General features: G+C 60.0%; 18 protein-coding genes, 4 tRNA genes and 1 riboswitch. Of the genes, 5 read left to right on the forward strand and 17 right to left on the reverse strand.

From position 1 onward, the window contains the following. The first annotated feature begins 138 nt into the window (after positions 1 to 138). The gene (locus ACS5Q8_RS21995) at positions 139 to 504 is read left to right on the forward strand and encodes a YidH family protein (protein ID WP_276194445.1); all 366 of its coding nucleotides are present in this window, start codon (positions 139 to 141) and stop codon (positions 502 to 504) included. Positions 505 to 862: 358 nt separating this feature from the next. On the opposite strand, the gene ACS5Q8_RS22000 is transcribed toward ACS5Q8_RS21995, so the two are convergent. After that, positions 863 to 939 (reverse strand) — tRNA-Arg (locus ACS5Q8_RS22000). 324 nt (positions 940 to 1,263) lie between these two features. Here ACS5Q8_RS22000 and ACS5Q8_RS22005 point away from each other — a divergent pair. Together ACS5Q8_RS22005 and ACS5Q8_RS22010 are read left to right on the forward strand one after the other, a co-directional pair. After that, the gene (locus ACS5Q8_RS22005) at positions 1,264 to 1,491 is read left to right on the forward strand and encodes a hypothetical protein (RefSeq protein ID WP_276194486.1); all 228 of its coding nucleotides are present in this window, start codon (positions 1,264 to 1,266) and stop codon (positions 1,489 to 1,491) included. Between the two features lie 11 nt (positions 1,492 to 1,502). Next, the gene (locus ACS5Q8_RS22010) at positions 1,503 to 1,682 is read left to right on the forward strand and encodes a PA3371 family protein (RefSeq protein ID WP_276194488.1); all 180 of its coding nucleotides are present in this window, start codon (positions 1,503 to 1,505) and stop codon (positions 1,680 to 1,682) included. A 66-nt stretch (positions 1,683 to 1,748) separates the two neighbouring features. On the opposite strand, the gene ACS5Q8_RS22015 is transcribed toward ACS5Q8_RS22010, so the two are convergent. Further along, positions 1,749 to 2,039 (reverse strand): hypothetical protein, encoded by a 291-nt coding sequence (locus ACS5Q8_RS22015; protein ID WP_276194489.1) that lies wholly within the window; start codon positions 2,037 to 2,039, stop codon positions 1,749 to 1,751. 31 nt (positions 2,040 to 2,070) lie between these two features. Here ACS5Q8_RS22015 and ACS5Q8_RS22020 point away from each other — a divergent pair, with 31 nt between their 5' ends. After that, a complete protein-coding gene (locus tag ACS5Q8_RS22020; RefSeq protein WP_003193592.1) occupies positions 2,071 to 2,397 on the forward strand; it encodes an Arc family DNA-binding protein in 327 nt (108 codons plus the stop codon). A gap of 102 nt (positions 2,398 to 2,499) precedes the next feature. Here ACS5Q8_RS22020 and mgtE read toward each other — a convergent pair whose 3' ends face one another. From mgtE to ltaE, 8 genes are all read right to left on the reverse strand, one after another. Then, positions 2,500 to 3,942 carry a magnesium transporter gene (mgtE, locus tag ACS5Q8_RS22025; RefSeq protein ID WP_276194493.1) on the reverse strand — a complete coding sequence of 481 codons (1,443 nt, stop codon included), beginning with the start codon at positions 3,940 to 3,942 and terminating at the stop codon, positions 2,500 to 2,502. 338 nt (positions 3,943 to 4,280) lie between these two features. Next, a tRNA-Arg gene (locus ACS5Q8_RS22030) sits at positions 4,281 to 4,357 on the reverse strand. Between the two features lie 72 nt (positions 4,358 to 4,429). Beyond that, positions 4,430 to 4,506 (reverse strand) — tRNA-Arg (locus ACS5Q8_RS22035). Between the two features lie 108 nt (positions 4,507 to 4,614). Further along, a tRNA-Ser gene (locus tag ACS5Q8_RS22040) sits at positions 4,615 to 4,705 on the reverse strand. 62 nt (positions 4,706 to 4,767) lie between these two features. Further along, the gene (gene csrA, locus ACS5Q8_RS22045) at positions 4,768 to 4,956 is read right to left on the reverse strand and encodes a carbon storage regulator CsrA (RefSeq protein ID WP_003175645.1); all 189 of its coding nucleotides are present in this window, start codon (positions 4,954 to 4,956) and stop codon (positions 4,768 to 4,770) included. A 172-nt stretch (positions 4,957 to 5,128) separates the two neighbouring features. Further along, positions 5,129 to 6,370: an aspartate kinase gene (locus ACS5Q8_RS22050; RefSeq protein WP_253398261.1), complete on the reverse strand. Its 1,242-nt coding sequence runs from the start codon at positions 6,368 to 6,370 to the stop codon at positions 5,129 to 5,131. A gap of 97 nt (positions 6,371 to 6,467) precedes the next feature. Then, complete coding sequence (gene alaS / locus ACS5Q8_RS22055; RefSeq protein ID WP_276194496.1) at positions 6,468 to 9,086, reverse strand: alanine--tRNA ligase; 2,619 nt, start codon at positions 9,084 to 9,086, stop codon at positions 6,468 to 6,470. Positions 9,087 to 9,232: 146 nt separating this feature from the next. Continuing rightward, complete coding sequence (gene ltaE / locus ACS5Q8_RS22060; protein WP_247395946.1) at positions 9,233 to 10,237, reverse strand: low-specificity L-threonine aldolase; 1,005 nt, start codon at positions 10,235 to 10,237, stop codon at positions 9,233 to 9,235. A gap of 190 nt (positions 10,238 to 10,427) precedes the next feature. After that, positions 10,428 to 10,597: riboswitch (FMN riboswitch) on the forward strand. A gap of 113 nt (positions 10,598 to 10,710) precedes the next feature. Between ltaE and ACS5Q8_RS22065 the strand changes: the two genes are divergently transcribed. Then, positions 10,711 to 11,220, forward strand: a complete 510-nt coding sequence (locus ACS5Q8_RS22065; RefSeq protein ID WP_276194497.1) for a 6,7-dimethyl-8-ribityllumazine synthase — start codon at positions 10,711 to 10,713, stop codon at positions 11,218 to 11,220. A 131-nt stretch (positions 11,221 to 11,351) separates the two neighbouring features. On the opposite strand, the gene astE is transcribed toward ACS5Q8_RS22065, so the two are convergent. From astE to ACS5Q8_RS22100, 7 genes are all read right to left on the reverse strand, one after another. After that, positions 11,352 to 12,356: a succinylglutamate desuccinylase gene (gene astE / locus ACS5Q8_RS22070; RefSeq protein WP_443695562.1), complete on the reverse strand. Its 1,005-nt coding sequence runs from the start codon at positions 12,354 to 12,356 to the stop codon at positions 11,352 to 11,354. An 11-nt stretch (positions 12,357 to 12,367) separates the two neighbouring features. After that, positions 12,368 to 12,658, reverse strand: a complete 291-nt coding sequence (locus ACS5Q8_RS22075) for a topoisomerase II (RefSeq protein WP_247395951.1) — start codon at positions 12,656 to 12,658, stop codon at positions 12,368 to 12,370. Positions 12,659 to 12,681: 23 nt separating this feature from the next. Next, positions 12,682 to 14,028 carry an N-succinylarginine dihydrolase gene (gene astB / locus ACS5Q8_RS22080; protein ID WP_465159399.1) on the reverse strand — a complete coding sequence of 449 codons (1,347 nt, stop codon included), beginning with the start codon at positions 14,026 to 14,028 and terminating at the stop codon, positions 12,682 to 12,684. Between the two features lie 155 nt (positions 14,029 to 14,183). After that, positions 14,184 to 15,653, reverse strand: a complete 1,470-nt coding sequence (astD, locus tag ACS5Q8_RS22085; RefSeq protein WP_276197984.1) for a succinylglutamate-semialdehyde dehydrogenase — start codon at positions 15,651 to 15,653, stop codon at positions 14,184 to 14,186. Further along, complete coding sequence (gene astA / locus ACS5Q8_RS22090; protein ID WP_276194500.1) at positions 15,650 to 16,675, reverse strand: arginine N-succinyltransferase; 1,026 nt, start codon at positions 16,673 to 16,675, stop codon at positions 15,650 to 15,652. The genes astD and astA overlap by 4 nt, the downstream gene beginning before the upstream one ends. A gap of 50 nt (positions 16,676 to 16,725) precedes the next feature. After that, positions 16,726 to 17,745 carry an arginine/ornithine succinyltransferase subunit alpha gene (gene aruF / locus ACS5Q8_RS22095; RefSeq protein ID WP_426102589.1) on the reverse strand — a complete coding sequence of 340 codons (1,020 nt, stop codon included), beginning with the start codon at positions 17,743 to 17,745 and terminating at the stop codon, positions 16,726 to 16,728. Between the two features lie 212 nt (positions 17,746 to 17,957). Then, positions 17,958 to 19,178 (reverse strand): aspartate aminotransferase family protein, encoded by a 1,221-nt coding sequence (locus ACS5Q8_RS22100; RefSeq protein ID WP_443695566.1) that lies wholly within the window; start codon positions 19,176 to 19,178, stop codon positions 17,958 to 17,960. Between the last annotated feature and the right edge of the window lie 245 nt (positions 19,179 to 19,423).

The following is a 19,423-nucleotide window of genomic DNA, read 5'->3' on the forward strand; positions in this document are numbered from 1 at the left end:
GCCAAGCACGGGACGCTGCGTTGGGCATGTGCGCGTTGACGCCAACAGCTGGATCTATAAACGTACAAGTCGAGTGTTTTTGTTCAAAACTATTCTGTGTGGAGTAGCTTCAAAAGCTGTTTGAACAAGGAAATTTCAATGTCCGACCTGAACGATCCGCGCGTATTCTTTGCCGCCGAGCGAACGTTGCTGGCATGGAACCGAACCAGCCTTTCGCTGATGGCATTTGGCTTTGTGATTGAACGATCCGGACTACTGCTGCAAATGCTGAAACCGGACGTTCCGAATTCTCCAGGAAAACACTTTTCGTTCTGGATCGGGCTGGCTTTTCTGATGCTGGGCTCATGGATTGCCTGCTGGTCATCCTGGCAATACAAAAAGGTGGTCAAGACCCTCAGGCCCGTTGAGATCCCCCTTGGCTACAGCGTTAATACCGGCCCTGGCGTTAATGTCATTACTGCAATCCTGGGCGTTTTGCTCATGGTCTATTTGTTCATTATGTGAGCAAGGCGGACCTGCCTGAGCTCACTTGGCTTCCCTGCGGGCCGAAAGCCGCGCAGCGTTCAACACTCGTTGAAGTTCACTTGGACGCGGCTTGCAGGGTGTCTAGAGAACACAGGGCGATTCACTATCCCTGTTCGGAGCAACCATCCGAGAACAACAAGTAAAACAGCGCTGCCCCCCCCGCTGTGGCAAGGATATTCAGTGCGAAATTCGTCAGCGTATCCATACCTTTCTCTGAGTTACAAAAAAGCCCCATCAGGAAACCTGAACGGGGCTAATTTTTCTGCGTCTTGCTGTCACCCTGCCGTCACTGCAAAATCAAGCATTACGCAGAAAAGGCTGAAAGCCTTTAAATAGATGGTGTCCCAGGGCCGGTTCGAACGGCCAACCTTCCCCTTAGGAGGGGGATGCTCTATCCAATTGAGCTACTGGGACAAATGACAGTCATCAGGCTAAGGGCACTGCGACGGACGGCGTGCATGTTAACGGCCAAGGTGGTTTTTGTCATGTCGTCCGTAGGCTTTTTGAGTGTAAGCCAATACTTGCGCCACTGATCACGGTTTCGCCCCGCAAATCCGGGCACCTGAGGCTATCGTGCAAAATGCATTACGCCAAAATGCCAGCATTGCAAATTGCAACCCAACCGACCTTTAGATTAAACTCAAGCCATTGATTTTATTGAAATAAAACATTGGCACGGCATCTGCAATAATTCTCCCACAAAACCATTCGGCTGAACCCGCTGCGGAGAAGATGACGATGAACAGCACCCTTCTGTTAGCCCTCAATACCGTAGCCCTGGCCGCACTGGTGATGTTTCATTTTCAGTCGAGCTCCAGCGATGACACCGCGCAAATCCGCCAGCCCGTGCCGCATCATCTGCAACAACGCCCGCAATTGGCGGTGATGACGGCCAACCCGCAATCACCTGTGCGCCTTACCCAAAGCACTCAGCCCGCGCCCGCCACTGAACACTGGGTTTTCTGAGGAAGCCTTCCATGTCCAAATTCGCCTGGCTGTTTTTGTGCCTGACCGTCGTGACTGCCGTGCTGGGTATGTCTACCTCGTCCCACGACGCTCACGCCACCACCCTCATCGCCAGCGCCGTCTTCGGCAGCCTCCTGTTGTTGACGCTTATCGTCGGCCGCCGAATCAAATTCGACCCCGTGTTGCGCTGATTCTCCGTAGCCCTGCACCGACCTTATGTCGCCTCGCGCTAGTAAATCGGCAAATTGCCACTAGTCTTAAAAACAAGGGCAAAAGGCCATATTGCGATACGATATGCACCCCAACGCCTTTAGCAGCAATGGCTTGCGGGATGATGGACTGTGGCGATCGCCCGCAAAAAAGTTTTCCAACCAGTCCGCAAAAATGCAAATCAGTACTGGCATAAAGCCTTTAGGCAGTTCAATATTTGTCACAGAATTGACGCCAAGGAACCGGCAAAATTGAGGCATGATGCGGCCTCTTTGCAATTCAGGTTGAACTTTGGTCGTGAGCCTTGTCTTAACACTCATCTTGCGGCCAATTCCCATAACCGCTCCCCTGAACTAACCGGTTAAATATATGCGCCCATTGAAACAGGCAATTTATTCCAGCCGCACGGCTGACAAGTTCGTCGTACGTCTGCCAGACGGAATGCGGGAACGCATTGCCGAGGTGGCTCGCAATCATCACCGCAGCATGAACTCCGAAATCATCGCGCGCCTTGAGCAGAGCCTCATTCAGGAAGGCGCGTTGGGTGAAGAGTTAAGCATGCGCCTGGACAGCCCTGAGCTGTCACTGCACGAACGCGAACTGCTGCAGCGTTTTCGTCAGCTCTCCCACCGCCAGCAAAATGCCCTCGTTTCGCTTATTGCACATGACGTTGAGGCGGCCGCAGAAGCCAATTGATCTGCCCCTGAAAGCCGAAGCCAGCCACGTGCTGGCTTTTTTTTGCGCGCAATTCGGGAAGGCAATACTGGGCGGGGGCTGGGTTGCCCCCGCCGCGAGGGGTCAGAGCAGGAAGATCGTCGCCAGGCCAAGGAAGATGAAGAAGCCGCCACTGTCGGTCATGGCGGTAATCATCACACTGGCACCCATGGCCGGGTCGCGCCCGAGGCGCGCCAGGGTCATGGGGATCAGCACCCCCATCAAGGCCGCCAACAGCAGGTTAAGCGTCATGGCGGCGGTCATGACCACCCCCAGCGACCAGCTGCCGTACAGTAAGTAGGCTACGATCCCGATCACCCCGCCCCACACCACGCCATTGATCAGCCCCACCGCCAACTCCTTGCGCATCAGGCGCGAGGTGTTGCCGGTATTGACCTGGTCGAGCGCCATGGCGCGCACGATCATGGTAATGGTCTGGTTGCCGGAGTTACCGCCGATCCCGGCGACAATTGGCATCAACGCCGCCAGCGCCACCAGCTTCTCGATCGAGCCTTCGAACAGCCCGATCACCCGCGAAGCGATAAACGCGGTGATCAGGTTTACGGCCAACCACGCCCAGCGGTTACGCAGGGAGCGCCAGACCGACGCAAAAATATCTTCCTCTTCACGCAGACCCGCCATGTTGAGGACTTCGGTTTCACTTTCTTCACGGATCAGGTCGACCATTTCATCGATGGTCAGACGACCGATCAACTTGCCGTTCTTGTCGACCACCGGGGCCGAGATCAAGTCGTAACGCTCAAATGCCTGGGCGGCATCGTAGGCGTCTTCATCCGGGTGGAAACTCACCGGATCGTTGGCCATCACGTCCACAACCTTCTTCTCGGGGTCGTTGACCAGCAGGCGCGTGATCGGCAACACGCCCTTGAGAATCCCTTCGTAGTCGACCACGAACAATTTGTCGGTATGCCCTGGCAGCTCTTTCAGGCGACGCAGGTAACGCAGTACCACTTCCAGGCTGACGTCTTCGCGGATGGTGACCATCTCGAAGTCCATCAGCGCGCCGACCTGGTCCTCGTCATACGACAGCGCGGAGCGCACACGCTCACGCTGCTGGCCATCGAGGGTTTCCATCAGCTCATGGACAACATCACGGGGCAGCTCGGGGGCCAGGTCAGCCAGTTCGTCGGCATCCATCTCCCGGGCCGCAGCCAGGAGCTCGTGATCATCCATGTCGGCGATCAGGGTTTCACGGACGGAGTCGGATACTTCGAGCAGGATGTCGCCGTCGCGGTCGGCCTTGACCAACTGCCAGAGGGTCAGTCGATCATCCAGCGGCAAGGCTTCAAGGATATAAGCGACGTCGGCGGAGTGCAGGTCATCGAGCTTGCGTTGCAACTCGACGAGGTTTTGCCGATGAACCAGGTTTTCGACGCGGTCGTGGTGCGGACCTTCCTGGCGGTGCGTGAGGTCTTCGACCAAACGCTGGCGCTGCAGCAGCTCGATAACTTGAGCCAGACGATCCTGCAGGCTTTCTTGTGTTTTTTTTACTTCTACTTCGGTCATAGGCGAACTCCACTCCCAGCAGCGGGGCACGCCGGAAGGATCAATCAGTCAATTCATGATTGGTAAAACGGGGTACTGAGTAACTACTGGGTAAGTCCATGGAGGTATTCCACAAGCCCCGGCGGGGCTGACGGGCGCAATGATACACCGCCCGCCGCTTTTAACGTCAAAAAACTGGTAAGAACAAGCGCTTGCGAGCCAAAGCTGAGGACTGGCCGCATCTATGAACTGCGACGCCGCCGCGCGAAAGGAAAACACATGAGGTGGGAGAAAAAGGCTAAATCCTACATAACCCCCAGACGGCAAAAAGCCCGCACTAGGCGGGCTTTTTGTTTGTATGGTGCACTCGACAGGATTCGAACCTGTGACCGCTCGGTTCGTAGCCGAGTACTCTATCCAGCTGAGCTACGAGTGCAGATTGTGTTTTTAGACCAGATCACAACTGGTTGTAACCAAATCACCTGCATTACTGCAACTGACTCTTAAATGGTGCACTCGACAGGATTCGAACCTGTGACCGCTCGGTTCGTAGCCGAGTACTCTATCCAGCTGAGCTACGAGTGCATTTGTTGCCGCGCATTATAGGCCGTTCAATCTCTATGTAAAGCGATTTTTTCGAGTAATTTCAACAACTTACCGATAAATCCAGATTGCAACGTACTAAGCAAATAATGGCGGAGAACGGGGGATTCGAACCCCCGACACCCTTTTGAGGTGTACTCCCTTAGCAGGGGAGCGCCTTCGGCCACTCGGCCAGCTCTCCGCAACACGGGGCGTATATTAACCACGTTCTTCCCCGTTTGCAAACATAAAAAACGATAAAAATTAAAGGCTTGGTTCTTCGTCCTTCTCTTTCTTGATCCGCAGATAGATTTCCTCGCGATGGACCGCTACCTCTTTAGGAGCGTTAACCCCAATACGCACTTGATTGCCTTTGACGCCGAGCACGGTCACGGTGATTTCGCCATCACCAATAATCAGGCTTTCTGCGCAACGACGGGTCAGAATCAACATACCTTTCACCTCACGCACTTCAGTTCAGGAACAACAGTCTGCAAAAAAAGGCCTTCGACCTACGGCTCATCGGCCATAGCCCTACCGGCTAAGTATTGTCGAGCCCGTGCAAAACACACGCACCCTACAAAAAAATGAAAGGCGCGGTAAACCGCGCCTTCCTGGCATTGCGTCACTCGCCCTGTCGGGCCGGAGCGTCCAGCTCAAAAGCGGTATGCAGCGCGCGTACAGCCAGTTCCAGGTACTTCTCTTCGATCACTACCGAGACTTTGATTTCCGACGTGGAGATCATCTGGATATTGATGCTTTCCTTGGCGAGAGCCTCGAACATGCGGCTGGCAACGCCAGCATGGGAACGCATGCCCACACCCACGATCGACACCTTCGCAATCTTGGTATCGCCGACCACTTCACGGGCGCCAATCCCGCTCGCGGTGTTCTGCAGGATACGTTCGGCCGCTTCGTACTCATTGCGATGAACGGTGAAGGTGAAATCGGTGGTGTTATCGTGCGAAACGTTCTGCACGATCATGTCGACTTCAATGTTCGCGCCGCTGATCGGGCCGAGGATCTTGAACGCAACGCCCGGGGTGTCTGGCACGCCACGGATCGTCAGCTTGGCTTCATCGCGGTTGAAAGCGATGCCGGAAATGATCGGCTGTTCCATGGATTCCTCTTCATCAATAGTAATGAGGGTGCCCGGACCCTCCTTGAAGCTGTGCAATACGCGCAGCGGAACGTTGTACTTGCCGGCGAATTCCACCGCACGGATCTGCAACACCTTGGAACCGAGGCTGGCCATTTCCAGCATCTCTTCGAAGGTGATCTTGTCCAGGCGCTGGGCCACGGACACCACGCGCGGATCAGTGGTGTAGACGCCGTCCACATCGGTATAGATCTGGCATTCGTCAGCCTTGAGCGCGGCCGCCAGGGCCACACCGGTGGTGTCCGAACCGCCACGCCCGAGGGTGGTGATATTGCCGTGCTCGTCAACGCCCTGGAAACCGGCGACAACTACCACACGACCGGCCTTCAGATCAGCGCGAATCTTCTGATCATCGATTTGCAGGATTCGCGCCTTGGTGTGCGCGCTGTCGGTGAGGATACGCACCTGACTGCCAGTGTAGGACACCGCCGGCACACCGCGCTTGTTCAGCGCCATGGCCAGCAGGCCAATGGTCACCTGCTCGCCGGTGGACACGATCACATCCAGCTCACGCGCCAACGGTTGTTGATCGCCGCTGATGGCCTTGGCCAGTTCGATCAGGCGATTGGTCTCGCCGCTCATGGCCGACAGCACCACCACCAGGTCATCGCCGGCGTCGCGGAATTTCTTAACCTTGTCGGCGACCTGCTCGATTCTTTCGACAGAGCCGACCGAGGTGCCTCCAAATTTCTGTACGATCAAAGCCATTTCTAAGCCGCCTCAGCCCGTAAAGGGGCGCCCAATAAACCAATCTTCCAGCAACCGAGCGAGCCCGTGACTAGACCACGGGCTCATTCACAGCGCCTTAAATACCTGCCTCGACAAACGGCACGGTCAGGGCCAGGGCCGCGTCCAGGGCACCGGCATCAACACCACCGCCTTGTGCCATGTCCGGACGACCACCGCCCTTCCCGCCCACTGCCGCAGCGGCTTGCTTCATCAAATCACCGGCCTTGAGTTGGCCAGTCAGGTCTTTGGTTACACCGGCAACCAGAACGACCTTATCCTCATGGACACTGCCGAGCAGGATCACTGCGCGGCCGAGCTTGTTCTTCAACTGATCGACCAAGGCCAACAACGCCTTGCCGTCCTGGCCGTCCAGACGTACCGCCAGGACTTTCACGCCCTTGACGTCCTGGGCAGAAGCCGACAGGTCATCACCTGCCGCGCTGGCCGCCTTGGCTTGCAACTGTTCCAGCTGTTTCTCCAGGGCACGGTTGCGCTCCAGCACGGCGGACAGCTTGTCGATCAGATTGTCACGGCTGCCCTTGACCAGGCTGGCCGCTTCCTTGAGTTGCTCTTCGCCCGCATTGAGGTAGGCCAGGGCCGCAGCGCCGGTCACCGCTTCAATACGACGCACACCGGACGCAACACCGCCTTCGCTGATGATTTTCAGCAGGCCGATGTCGCCGGTACGGTTGGCGTGGATACCGCCGCACAGTTCCACCGAGAAGTTGCCGCCCATGCTCAGGACACGCACGTTGTCGCCGTACTTCTCGCCGAACAGCGCCATGGCGCCTTTGGCCTTGGCGGTCTCGATGTCGGTTTCCTCGGTTTCCACCGGGGTGTTCTTACGCACTTGGGCGTTGACGATATCTTCCAAGGCCTTGATCTGCGCAGGCTTGATCGCTTCGAAGTGGCTGAAGTCGAAACGCAGGCGCTGGCTGTCGACCAACGAACCCTTCTGCTGGACGTGCTCGCCCAACACCTGGCGCAGTGCAGCGTGCAGCAAGTGGGTGGCCGAGTGGTTCAGCGCAGTGGCGTGGCGCACGTCGGCGTCCACTTGGGTTTCCACCGGCGAACCGACGGTCAGGCTGCCCGACGCCAGCACGCCGTGGTGCAGGAACGCACCGCCGGTCTTGGTGGTATCGCGTACATCAAAACGACCGGAAGCAGCCTTGAGGAAACCACAGTCGCCAATCTGCCCACCGGATTCGGCGTAGAACGGCGTCTGGTCCAGGACCACCACGCCGTCATCGCCTTCGCTCAGGACGTCGACCGACTGGCCGTCTTTATACAGGGCGATCACTTTGGCCGAACCGTGGGTGGCCTTGTAGCCGGTGAACTCGGTGGCCACGTCAACCTTGACCAGGCTGTTGTAGTCCATACCGAAGGAACTGGCGGAACGTGCGCGTACACGCTGGGCTTCCATCTCGCGTTCGAAACCTTCCTCGTCGAGGGTCAGGTTGCGCTCACGGGCGATGTCGCCGGTCAGGTCCATCGGGAAACCGTAGGTATCGTAGAGTTTGAACACCACGTCGCCCGGCACCACGCTGCCCTGCAGGCCGGCAAGGTCTTGCTCGAGGATCTTCAGGCCCTGTTCCAGGGTCTTGGCGAACTGCTCTTCTTCAGCCTTGAGCACGCGCTCGATGTGTGCCTGGTTCTGGGTGAGTTCCGGGAAGGCCTCGCCCATTTCGGCGACCAGCGCCGCGACGATCTGGTAGAAGAAGCTGCCGTTGGCGCCCAGCTTGTTACCGTGGCGGCAGGCGCGACGGATGATACGGCGCAGCACGTAGCCACGGCCTTCATTCGACGGCAGCACGCCGTCGGCAATCAGGAAACCGCAGGAACGGATGTGGTCAGCCACCACTTTGAGCGATGCCTGCTCTTCATTGGCGCAACCGATGGCCTTGGCGGCAGCGGCCAGCAGGCTCTGGAACAGGTCGATTTCGTAGTTGGAGTGAACGTGCTGCATCACCGCACTGATCCGCTCCAAGCCCATGCCGGTGTCCACCGACGGCGCCGGCAGCGGATGCAGCACGCCATCGGCGGTGCGGTTGAACTGCATGAACACGTTGTTCCAGATCTCGATGTAACGGTCGCCGTCTTCTTCTGGCGAACCCGGTGGGCCGCCCCAGATATCGGCGCCGTGATCGTAGAAAATCTCGGTACAAGGGCCGCACGGGCCGGTATCGCCCATGGTCCAGAAGTTGTCGGAGGCGTAAGGCGCGCCCTTGTTGTCGCCGATACGCACCATGCGCTCAGGCGGCACACCGACTTGCTGGGTCCAGATGTCGTAGGCCTCGTCATCGCTGGCGTAGACGGTGACCCAGAGCTTTTCCTTCGGCAGTTTCAGCACGCCAGTGAGGAAGGTCCAGGCGAAGGTGATCGCATCTTGCTTGAAATAGTCGCCAAAGCTGAAGTTGCCGAGCATTTCGAAAAACGTGTGGTGACGGGCGGTGTAGCCGACGTTTTCCAGGTCGTTGTGCTTGCCACCGGCGCGCACGCATTTCTGGCTGCTGACCGCGCGGGTGTAGGCGCGCTTTTCCTGGCCCAGGAAACAGTCCTTGAACTGGTTCATCCCCGCGTTAGTGAACAGCAGGGTAGGGTCATTGCCTGGGATCAAGGAGCTGGAGGCGACACGGGTGTGACCTTGCTCTTCGAAGAAGCGAAGGAAGGCTTCACGGATTTCTGCGCTTTTCATTAGGTTCTTCCACGGAGTCTGAGGCCAAAGGCCAGTGCGCAACATCATCAGACGGAGCGACGGCAAAGGGCCGCATTATATCGGCCCTTTGCCGGTGGTACAGCGTGTTTATGTGATAGAAACAGTCAATTAGACAGTCTGCACTGTCATTTCCGAGAAAACTCGACGAATGCCTGCACCACGTGCTCGATCTGCGCCCGGCTCACGTCCAGGTGCGTGACCATTCGCAGACGCGGCGCAGCGCTCAACTTGATGCCGCGCTCGGCGGCAAATACCTTCAAGGCCTGCGCCTGGTCGCCGAGCTGTACATAGACCATGTTGGTCTGCACCGGCTCCACCGTATAACCGGCTTTGCGCAGTTCATCCCCCAGCCATTGGGCGTTGGCGTGGTCGTCGGCCAGGCGCTGCACTTGATGGTCCAGGGCATACAGCCCGGCCGCCGCCAGGGAACCGGCCTGGCGCATACCGCCGCCGACCATCTTGCGCAGGCGCCGCGCCTTGGCGATCAACGCCGTGGAACCGCACAACACCGAACCAATCGGCGCGCCCAGGCCCTTGGACAGGCACACCGACACCGAATCGAAATGCCGGGTAATCTCCCGCGCGTCCACGTCGAGCTTGACCGCCGCGTTGTAGAGCCGTGCGCCGTCAAGATGCAGGGCCAGCCCATGCTCACGGGTAAACGCACGCGCCTTGGCCAGGTATTCCAGCGGCAATACCTTGCCCTGCATGGTGTTCTCCAACGCCAGCAGGCGGGTGCGGGCGAAGTGGAAATCATCGGGTTTGATCGCTTCGAGCACTTGATCCAAATCGAGGCAACCGTCCGCCTGCACCTCCAACGGTTGCGGCTGGATCGAACCCAGCACGGCCGCGCCGCCGCCTTCGTACTTATAAGTGTGGGCCTGCTGACCGACGATGTATTCCTCGCCACGCTCACAGTGGGCCATCAACGCCAGCAGGTTGCTCATGGTGCCGGTGGGCACGAACAACGCCGCAGCGAACCCCAGGCGCTTGGCCAGTTCGGCCTCCAGGCGGTTGACGCTGGGGTCTTCGCCATACACGTCATCGCCGCTGACGGCGCAGGCCATCGCATCGAGCATGCCGGGGGTGGGTTGGGTCACGGTGTCGCTGCGCAGGTCTATCACGGTCATCAAACTGGCCTCTGACGGGTTGGGCTTTTTTTCGTACTGACGATTACTGCGGGTAAAGCGACGGAATATCAAGTCCCATGCAGCGTCAATCGAATATCGATCGAACAAACCGATATAGGCTATCGATACGGCAATCGTGCAGTTTCTGAAAAACCATGTTAAAAACTCTCCGCCGCCAGGGTTCTGGCGGCAACGTTCTCAGGGCGGGGTGCAATTCCCCACCGGCGGTAATTGCGCGCAATGTGCATAGCCCGCGAGCGCTTGGCGCCTCGAACTGCTCCGGCAGGACGGCGACAAGGTCAGCAGACCCGGTGTGATCCCGGGGCCGACGGTCATAGTCCGGATGAAGAGAGAACGGGATTGGCACCAAAGGGCCGCGCGCGGAGTTCATGCTTGCATGACCCAGCGGGTCGTACCCTTAAATCCCATTCGATTCATAACGCCCTGTTTTTTTCTTAAACAGGAGTCAGAACATGCAACCCACCGCAATCGACAGCAAAAGCAAAAACCACCACGGCGAGCGCGTCGCGTTTATCCAGGCCTGCTGGCACAAGGACATTGTCGACCAATCGCGCAAAGGCTTCCTCAGCGAAATGATCGCCCTGGGTTACCAGGAATCGGACATCGATTTCTTCGAAGTCGGTGGCGCCTTTGAAATGCCCCTGCACGCCAAGCTGCTGGCCAAGACCGGCCGTTACGCCGGCATCGTTGCCGCGGCCCTGGTGGTGGACGGCGGCATCTACCGTCACGAGTTCGTGGCCCAATCGGTGGTCAGCGGCCTGATGCAGGTTCAGCTGGAAACCGAAGTGCCGGTGTTCTCGGTGTCCCTGACCCCGCACCACTTCCACGCGGGCAGCGAGCACCACACCTTTTTCCATGATCATTTCGTGCACAAGGGCCAGGAAGCTGCGCGCACGTGCGCCGACACCTTGCACAAGGTGCGTGCAATCCGCCGCAGCGAGCCACGGGCTGTAGCGGTTTAAGCAACACTGCAAAACAAAATGTGGGAGGGGGCTTGCCCCCGATTGCAGTGTAACAGTCAGAAATTTTTTAACTGAGACCGCTATCGGGGGCAAGCCCCCTCCCACATTTGAATCCGGTTACGTCTTGAGACCTATGCCAAGCCCGCGTCCGTGGTCGGCACGATCAATATCCCTGCCCGCAAGCCATTCTTAACCTTCGGGTTGGGGAAGATGATGCGCGCACCCTCCTCCTCGATCACCCAGCGGGTCTTGGCGACGTCTTCGGCGAGCAGATAACCCTTTTCCAATTCCGAAAAGTTTTCTACATCCGCCGGCAAGTGCAGCAGGAAAGCATCGCTGTGCTTGATGACTTCCCGCGACACGGCGAACAGTTTCAACCCCTCCAGACTGTCAGTCTCAGGCTCGGTGCCTTCGATGATCTGCTTGAGGCGCAGCTCCAGGCGGGAAACATTCACGCCCTGGTTCTGCCCGAACGGCCGCGCCTTGCCCAGTTCCAGGGTGAAGGCCTCGGCCTCCAACTGCTCGTAGGTAAACGCGGTGAAAGTGATCGAGCTCTTGTTCTGCAGCAACACTGCTTCCATGCCGGCAGCGTTCAGGCGGGCCAGTTCGTGGCGTGAATGCTGGCGCCCGGCCTTCCACGGGTAGAGCGCAAACTGCTCGACCTTCGAGCCACGAATGGCGGTGTGCAGGTCGTAATGCAGGCGCGCACGGCCAGGCAGGCTGAAGAAGCTGCGAGCCAATTGTTCCAGCTCGGCGGCGCGCATGGCTTCAGGGCCGATGTTTTTTTCGTGACGACCGTTGAACAGCCGGTTGACGTCCAGTTCGAGGAAACGCTCGCCGCGACGCATGGCCTCGGGGTTGCCGAACAGGAACAGAATACGGGTGCGGGGCTTGATCTCCCCACGGGCGATGCCATGCAACAGGCGGTCGAGCAGTTCGATCGGCGCGGTTTCGTTGCCATGGATGCCGGACGACAGCAGCACGTCGCTGCCGTTGTCCCGCGCTTGCGGCGGGCGCACTTCGAGCGCGCCTTCGCTGAGCCAGCGCATCTGCACGCCGTCGACAGTCAGTTGAATTTTTTGCGCCGGTTCACGACCGGCGAGCGTCAGTTCAAGGAGTTTGCCGAGGGCGAGCATAAGCAGCTTCCTTAGTGGTTGCAGCCTGGGCCGTGGACGTGATCGTCGTCGTCACCCTCAACCTCGGCCGGTTCCATTTCGAGTTGCAGGCTCATCAGGTTGGTGGCCAGTGGGCGCATCAGCAGGTTGGCGTACTCGGCGTCGCCTTCTTCCACATCCACACCGATCAGCAGTTGGCCACGGCCGTCGTGCTGAATCCAGACTTCCTTGCCCTGCCAGATCACGGCAACGCGGGTGCAGGAGGTTTCCAGTTGGGTGCCGTCGGTGTCTTCAAGGATCAGTTGCAGGGTATCGGTGCTCATAAATAGCTCTCAGCCGTGTGGCATTAATTGATCTGAAAAGGATATACCGCGCCCAGTTTAAGGATTTGCGTCAGTTCATCCAATGCCGTCCGGCACTCAACCAGCAATTGCGGGTCAGCCAGATCGCTTTCGCGCAGGCTGTCGCGGTAGTGCTTGTCGACCCACTGGGTCAGCGTCTCATACAACGGCGCGGTCATGATAACCCCAGGGTTCACCGCCGCCAGCTCGGTTTCGTTCAACGCCACGCGCAAACGCAGGCACGCCGGGCCACCGCCGTTCTGCATGCTTTGCTTGAGGTCGAAGACCTTGACTTCGCGGATCAAACCACCGGCACCGGTGAGGCCCTGCAGATACTGCCAGACGCGCGTGTTGGCGCGGCACTCTTCCGGCACGATCAGCAGCATCGAGCCGTCGGCGCGAGTCAGCAATTGGCTGTTGAACAGGTAGGAACGCACGGCGTCTTCGACGCTGACCTGGGCACGCGGCACACACACCGACTGGAAGTTACCGCCCAACTTGCCCAACTTGGCCTGCAGCTCGCCAAGCATCTGCTCGGTGTTGAGGAACGCGTCCTCGTGATAGAACAGCACTTCGCCATTGCCCACCGCGATCACATCGTTATGGAACACGCCCGCATCGATCACCGCCGGGTTCTGCTGGGCGAAGACCACGCCGCCATCGTTCAGGCCGTGCAGGCGGGCGACGGCTTGGGACGCTTCGAGGGTCTGGCGCGCCGGGTACTTCTGCGGCGCCGGGTAACGGGTGTCGAACGCGCTGCGGCCGAACACGAAAAACTCGACGCCCGCCTCGCCATAGTCACGGCAGAAACGTGTGTGGTTGGCCGCACCTTCGTCGCCGAACTGCGCCACCGCCGGCAACGCGGCGTGGTGGGCGAAGTGTTTCGCATCGGCAAACATCGCCCCCAGCACGCGGCTGGTAGTCGGGTGTTCGATGCTGCGGTGGTATTTGCAGTTGAGGTTGGCGGCGGTGAAATGCACGCGGCCATCCGCCGTGTCGGCGCTCGGGCTGACGGTGGCGGCGTTGGCCACCCACATGCTCGACGCGGAGCAACTGGCGACCAGCAGCGGCATGGCCTGCTTGGCCGCTTGCTCGATGACCTGGGCATCGCTGCCGCTGAAGCCGAGGTTGCGCAAGGTGGCCACGTCCGGACGTTCCTGCGGTGCGAGCACGCCTTGCACAAAGCCCATGTCCATCAGCGCTTTCATTTTTTGCAGGCCCTGCAACGCCGCTTCCTTCGGGTTGGAAGCCTGCTGGCTGTTGCTCTGGGACGCGACGTTGCCGTAGGACAAACCGCCGTAGTTATGGGTCGGCCCCACTAGACCGTCAAAATTGACTTCATAGGATTTCATCGGCGAGGCTCCACGAACATCTGTTTTTATAGGCATCTAATGACTTGAATACACCACCAACCAAATGTGGGAGGGGGCTTGCCCCCGATAGCAGTCTGCCAGTTGATGAATCAGGTGACTGATCCACCGCTATCGGGGCAAGCCTCCTCCCACATTTAGATCAGTGTAATGCCGGGGGTGAGTGTGGCTGGAACCACCAGGCTCGGGGTCTCCAGCGACGCCACCGGGTACGCACAATAATCCGCCGCGTAATAGGCGCTGGCGCGATGGTTGCCCGATGCCCCGACACCGCCGAACGGCGCGGTACTCGCGGCGCCGGTCAATTGTTTGTTCCAGTTGACGATCCCGGCGCGGCTTTCCAGCCAGAACTGCTGGTAACGCGCTTCGGAATCCGACAACAAGCCAGCGGCCAGGCCGTACTGGGTGTTGTTGGCTTCGGCAATCGCCGCTGCGAAATCAGCGTAGCGGATCACCTGCAACAGCGGGCCGAACAGCTCTTCGTCGGCACGTTCGCTCACCTCGGTGACGTCAATGATGCCCGGCGTCAGCAACGCAGCCTGATCCTGCGGCTGGGTCATTTCCAGCAGCGCCACGGCGCCGTTGGCCAACAGCAGTTCCTGGGCGTACATCAAGGCTTTCGCCGCTGCCAGGGAAATCACCGAGCCCATGAACGGCGCCGGTTGCTGGTCGAACGCGCCGACGGCAATCGTCGCGCTGACCGCCACCAGCCGCGCCAGCAACGCATCGCCCCAGGCGCCTTCGGGCACCAGCAAGCGACGGGCACAGGTGCAGCGCTGGCCGGCCGAGATAAACGCCGATTGAATGATGGTGTACACCGCCGCATCCACGTCGGCCACTTCATCCACCACCAGCGGGTTGTTGCCGCCCATTTCCAGGGCGAGGATCTTGTCCGGACGCCCGGAGAACTGCTGGTGCAAGTGGTTGCCGGTGCGGCTGGAGCCGGTGAAGAACAACCCGTCGATACCCGGGTTGGCCGCCAGGGCGATCCCGGTTTCCCGCGCACCTTGCAGCAGGTTCAACACGCCCGCCGGCAGGCCCGCTTCGATCCAGCATTGCACGGTCAACTCGGCGACTTTCGGGGTCAGCTCGCTTGGCTTGAACAACACGGTATTGCCCGCCAGCAACGCCGGGACGATATGGCCGTTAGGCAGGTGACCGGGGAAGTTGTAAGGGCCAAACACCGCCACCACACCGTGGGGCTTGTGGCGCAACACCGCGGTGGCGTCGCCCAGCGGGCTGCTCTTCTCGCCGGTACGCTCGCGGTAGCTTTGCACCGAGATCGCGATCTTGTTGGCCATGCTGGTGACTTCGGTGGCCGATTCCCACAGTGGCTTGCCGGTTTCCTCACCGATGCAGCGGGCGATTTCATCGGCGCGTTTTTTCAAGGTAGTGGCGAAGGCTTCGAGCACGGCGATGCGCTCTTCCAGCGAACGCCGGGCCCACGCCGGAAACGCCTGGCGCGCGGCCTGCACGGCGGATTCGACCTGCTCGGCGCTGGCGCCCTTACCGGCCCACAGCACGTGCTGGGTCACCGGGTTGCGCGACTCGAACAGTTCACCCTGGCCAGCCAGCCAGCTACCTGCGATATACAGCGAATTCATTATTTCGACTCCCGAGCAGCGGACAACGGTACGGCACGCACTTGATCGCCCACCACCAGTTGCAGGCGTTTGGCGGTCAATGGATCGACCACCAGCGTGCCTGCCGCCAGGCGAGCCGGTGCGGCGGTGATGCGGCACTCTTCGCGCTTGCGGTTATGGATCAGGAACGGCGTGGCGTCGTCCCCCGGCGTGCCGATGGCGAGCACCAGCGACTGACTGTCGCGCACCGCACGAATCTTGCTGGTCTCGCATTCCACCGCCGGGCCGGCATCGAAGATGTCGACATAGCCCTGGTAGCTGAACCCTTCGCTCTTGAGCATGCTCAGCGCCGGCTCGGTGTCCGGGTGGACCTTGCCGATCACGTTGCGCGCATCCTCGGAGAGGAAGCAGCTGTACAGCGGAAATTTCGGCATCAGCTCGGCGATAAAGGCTTTGTTGCCCACGCCAGTGAGGTAGTCGGCCTGGCTGAATTCCATCTTGAAGAAGTGCCGGCCCAGGCTTTCCCAGAACGGCGAGCGCCCGGCTTCGTTAGACACGCCGCGCATCTCGGCGATGATCTTGTTGCCGAACAGCTGCGGGAACTCCGCGATAAACAGCAAGCGCGCCTTGGCCAGCATGCGGCCGTTGAGGCCGTTGCGGTAATCGGCGTGCAGGAACAACGAGCACAGTTCGGAGTTGCCGGTGAGGTCGTTGGCCAGGAACAGCGTCGGGATCTCGCGGTAGATATTCAGCTCCTGGGAGGCGCTGACGGTCAGGCCGACCCGGAAGTTGTACCAGGGCTCGCGCAGGCCGACGGCGCCAGCGATGGCGGAAATGCCCACCACGCGGCCTTCGTCGTTTTCCAGCACGAACAGGTAGTCGGCATCCCCGCGCCCGGCTTCGCCACGGAAGGTTTTTTCCGCCCAGCCAACCCGGTGGGCCAGGCGTTCTTCGTTGGCCGGCAAGGTGGTCAGGCCGGTGCCGGTGCTGCGCGCCAGATCAATCAGGGCTGGTAAATCGCTGCTGCGTACAGGACGAACGATCATGCTATCTCCTCAGACGGGCCGCCCGTTCAGGCCACCCGCAAAACTCTGCTTTAAACCGCAACCAAACGCACGCTGGCGCCTTCACCGACGCCCAGGGCTTCGGCCGCTTCCAGGTCCAGGGTCACCGGTTTGCCGGGCGCGTAGTCCAGTTCCAGCATCACCGCGCGGTAATCCTGCAACTGCGCGTTACTCACCAGGTACTGGCGACCGACACCCTTGACCCGCTCGCCGATCTTCACTGGCACCACGCGGCTCTGGGCGATCGAGCGAATGCCCGAGATCCGTGCGTGCAGCGTCGGGCCGCCGTCGAAGATGTCGATGTAGTGGTCGGTCTCGAAGCCTTCGCGCATGAGGATGTCGAAGGTGATCTGCGCACGCGGATGCACCTGGCCCATCGCTTCCTGGGCTTCATCCGGCAGCAGCGGCACATAGATCGGGTAGTGCGGCATCAGCTCGGCGAGGAACGTGCGGCTTTTCAGCCCGCACAGGCGCTCGGCGGCGGCGTAGTTGAGGTCGAAGAAGTTGCGCCCGATGGCGTCCCAGAACGGCGAATCACCGTGCTCGTCGCTGTAGCCGACAATTTCGGTCACCACCGAGTCGGCAAAGCGCTCGGGGTGGCTGGCAACGAACAACAGGCGCCCACGGGAATTGAGTTCCGACCACGGCGAACCGACCAGCTCGGGCACCACGTAGAAGCTGGTGAGCAGGCTGTTGCCGGTGAGGTCATGGCACTGGGAAAGCACGTGGATCTTGTTGTGGATCTTCAACTCGCGGGAGGCGTGGACAAAGGTCTCGTTACGGAAGCTGTAGAACGGCTCCGAGTAGCCGGCCGAGGCGACGATGGCCGAGCAGCCCGCGAGTTTGCCGGTCTCGGTGTCTTCCAGCACGAAGAAATAGCTTTCTTCACCGTTGAAACTGACCTCGGCGGCGAAGGACGCTTCGCTCGCGGCGATCTTGTCGCTCAGGCGTTCCACATCATCCGGCAAGGAGGTGACACCAATCGGGCTGTCCGCAGCCAGACGCTGTACCTCGCCCAGATCAGCCATTTGCGCGGGGCGCATCACCAGCATGGTGTCACTCCTTAACTCGAAAAACTCATAGGAAAAAAATACCGGACAGGTCAGGAACAACACATATCCCAATGTGGGAGGGGCGGTGCGACGATTCGACTTGCCCCCGATAGCGGTGTATCAGTCACCAGATGTATCAACTGACAGACTGCTATCGGGGGCAAGCCCCCTCCCACATTTGACCTGGGTCCGGCCGACAGAAGGTGTAGCTATCAGGCTTGCGTCAGCGTTTTTACCGCACGTTCGAAGCGGTCCAGGCCTTCATTGATGTCCGCATCCTCCACCACCAGGCTCGGCGCAAAACGCACCACGTCGGGGCCGGCTTGCAGGATCATCAGGTTTTCTTTCTCGGCCGCGTTAAACACGTCCTTGGCCTTGCCTTTCCAGGCGTCGCTCAACACGCAACCGAGCAGCAGGCCCAGGCCGCGCACTTCGCTGAAGATCCCGTATTGTTTGCCGATCTGTTCCAGGCGGGCCTGGAACAGGTCGTGCTTGGCGTTGACGCCGGCCAGCACTTCAGGCGTGTTGATCACATCGAACACCGCCCCCGCCACCGCGCACGCCAGCGGGTTGCCGCCGTAGGTGGTGCCGTGGGTGCCGACCACCAGGTGCTTGGCCAGCGCCTCCGTGGTGAGCATGGCGGCAATCGGGAAACCGCCGCCCAGGCTCTTGGCGCTGGTGAGGATGTCCGGCACTACACCGTAGTGCTGGTAGGCGAACAGGTGGCCGCTGCGGCCCATGCCGGTCTGCACTTCGTCGAACACCAGCAGCGCGTCGTGGGCGTCGCACAGTTCGCGGGCGCCTTGCAGGTAGGCCAACTCGGCCGGCAGTACGCCGCCCTCGCCCTGGATCGGTTCCAGCACCACGGCGCAGGTCTTGTCCGACACGGCGGCTTTCAGCGCGGCCAGGTCGTTGAAAGGCACGTGGGTGATGCCGGTGATCTTAGGCCCGAAACCGTCGGAGTACTTCGACTGGCCACCGACGTTGACGGTGAACAGGGTGCGGCCGTGGAAGCTGTTCAGTGCCGCGATGATCTCGTATTTTTCGCTGCCGAAGCGGTCGAACGCCACGCGACGGGCCAGCTTGAACGCAGCCTCGTTGGCTTCGGCGCCGGAGTTGCAGAAGAACACGCGCTCGGCAAAGGTCGCGTCGATCAGCTTGTGGGCCAGGCGCAGGGCCGGCTCATTGGTGAAGACGTTGGAAACGTGCCACAGCTTGTTGGCCTGTTCGGTCAAGGCACCGACCAGTACCGGGTGGGCATGGCCCAACACGTTGACCGCGATGCCGCCGGCAAAGTCGATCAGCTCGCGACCCGCCTGGTCCCACACGCGCGAACCTGCGCCGCGCACGGGGATGAATGCGGCAGGTGCGTAGTTGGGCACCATGACCTGGTCGAAATCGGCACGTTGCACCGGGGCTTGCTCAACGGACATCGGAGTCTCCTGAAGAGGAACGCCCGCCTGGAACTGGCGGGCGATGCAGGGATTGTAAGGACAGTTTTCAGTGCGGCCTTGCCGCCAAGCGACAACTTCTTATAGCGCCAACCCGCGATTTTGGCGGGTTTACGCCAATGCGACAAATAGCATCGCAATGGCGCAGTTTAAACGCTCGCGGGTCGCAACGGCAGGTGGTCAAGCAGGATAGCCATAACTTGGCTGGCGGCCTGCTATCTATCTAC

The sequence above is a fragment of the Pseudomonas sp. PAMC25584 genome (assembly GCF_058135675.1).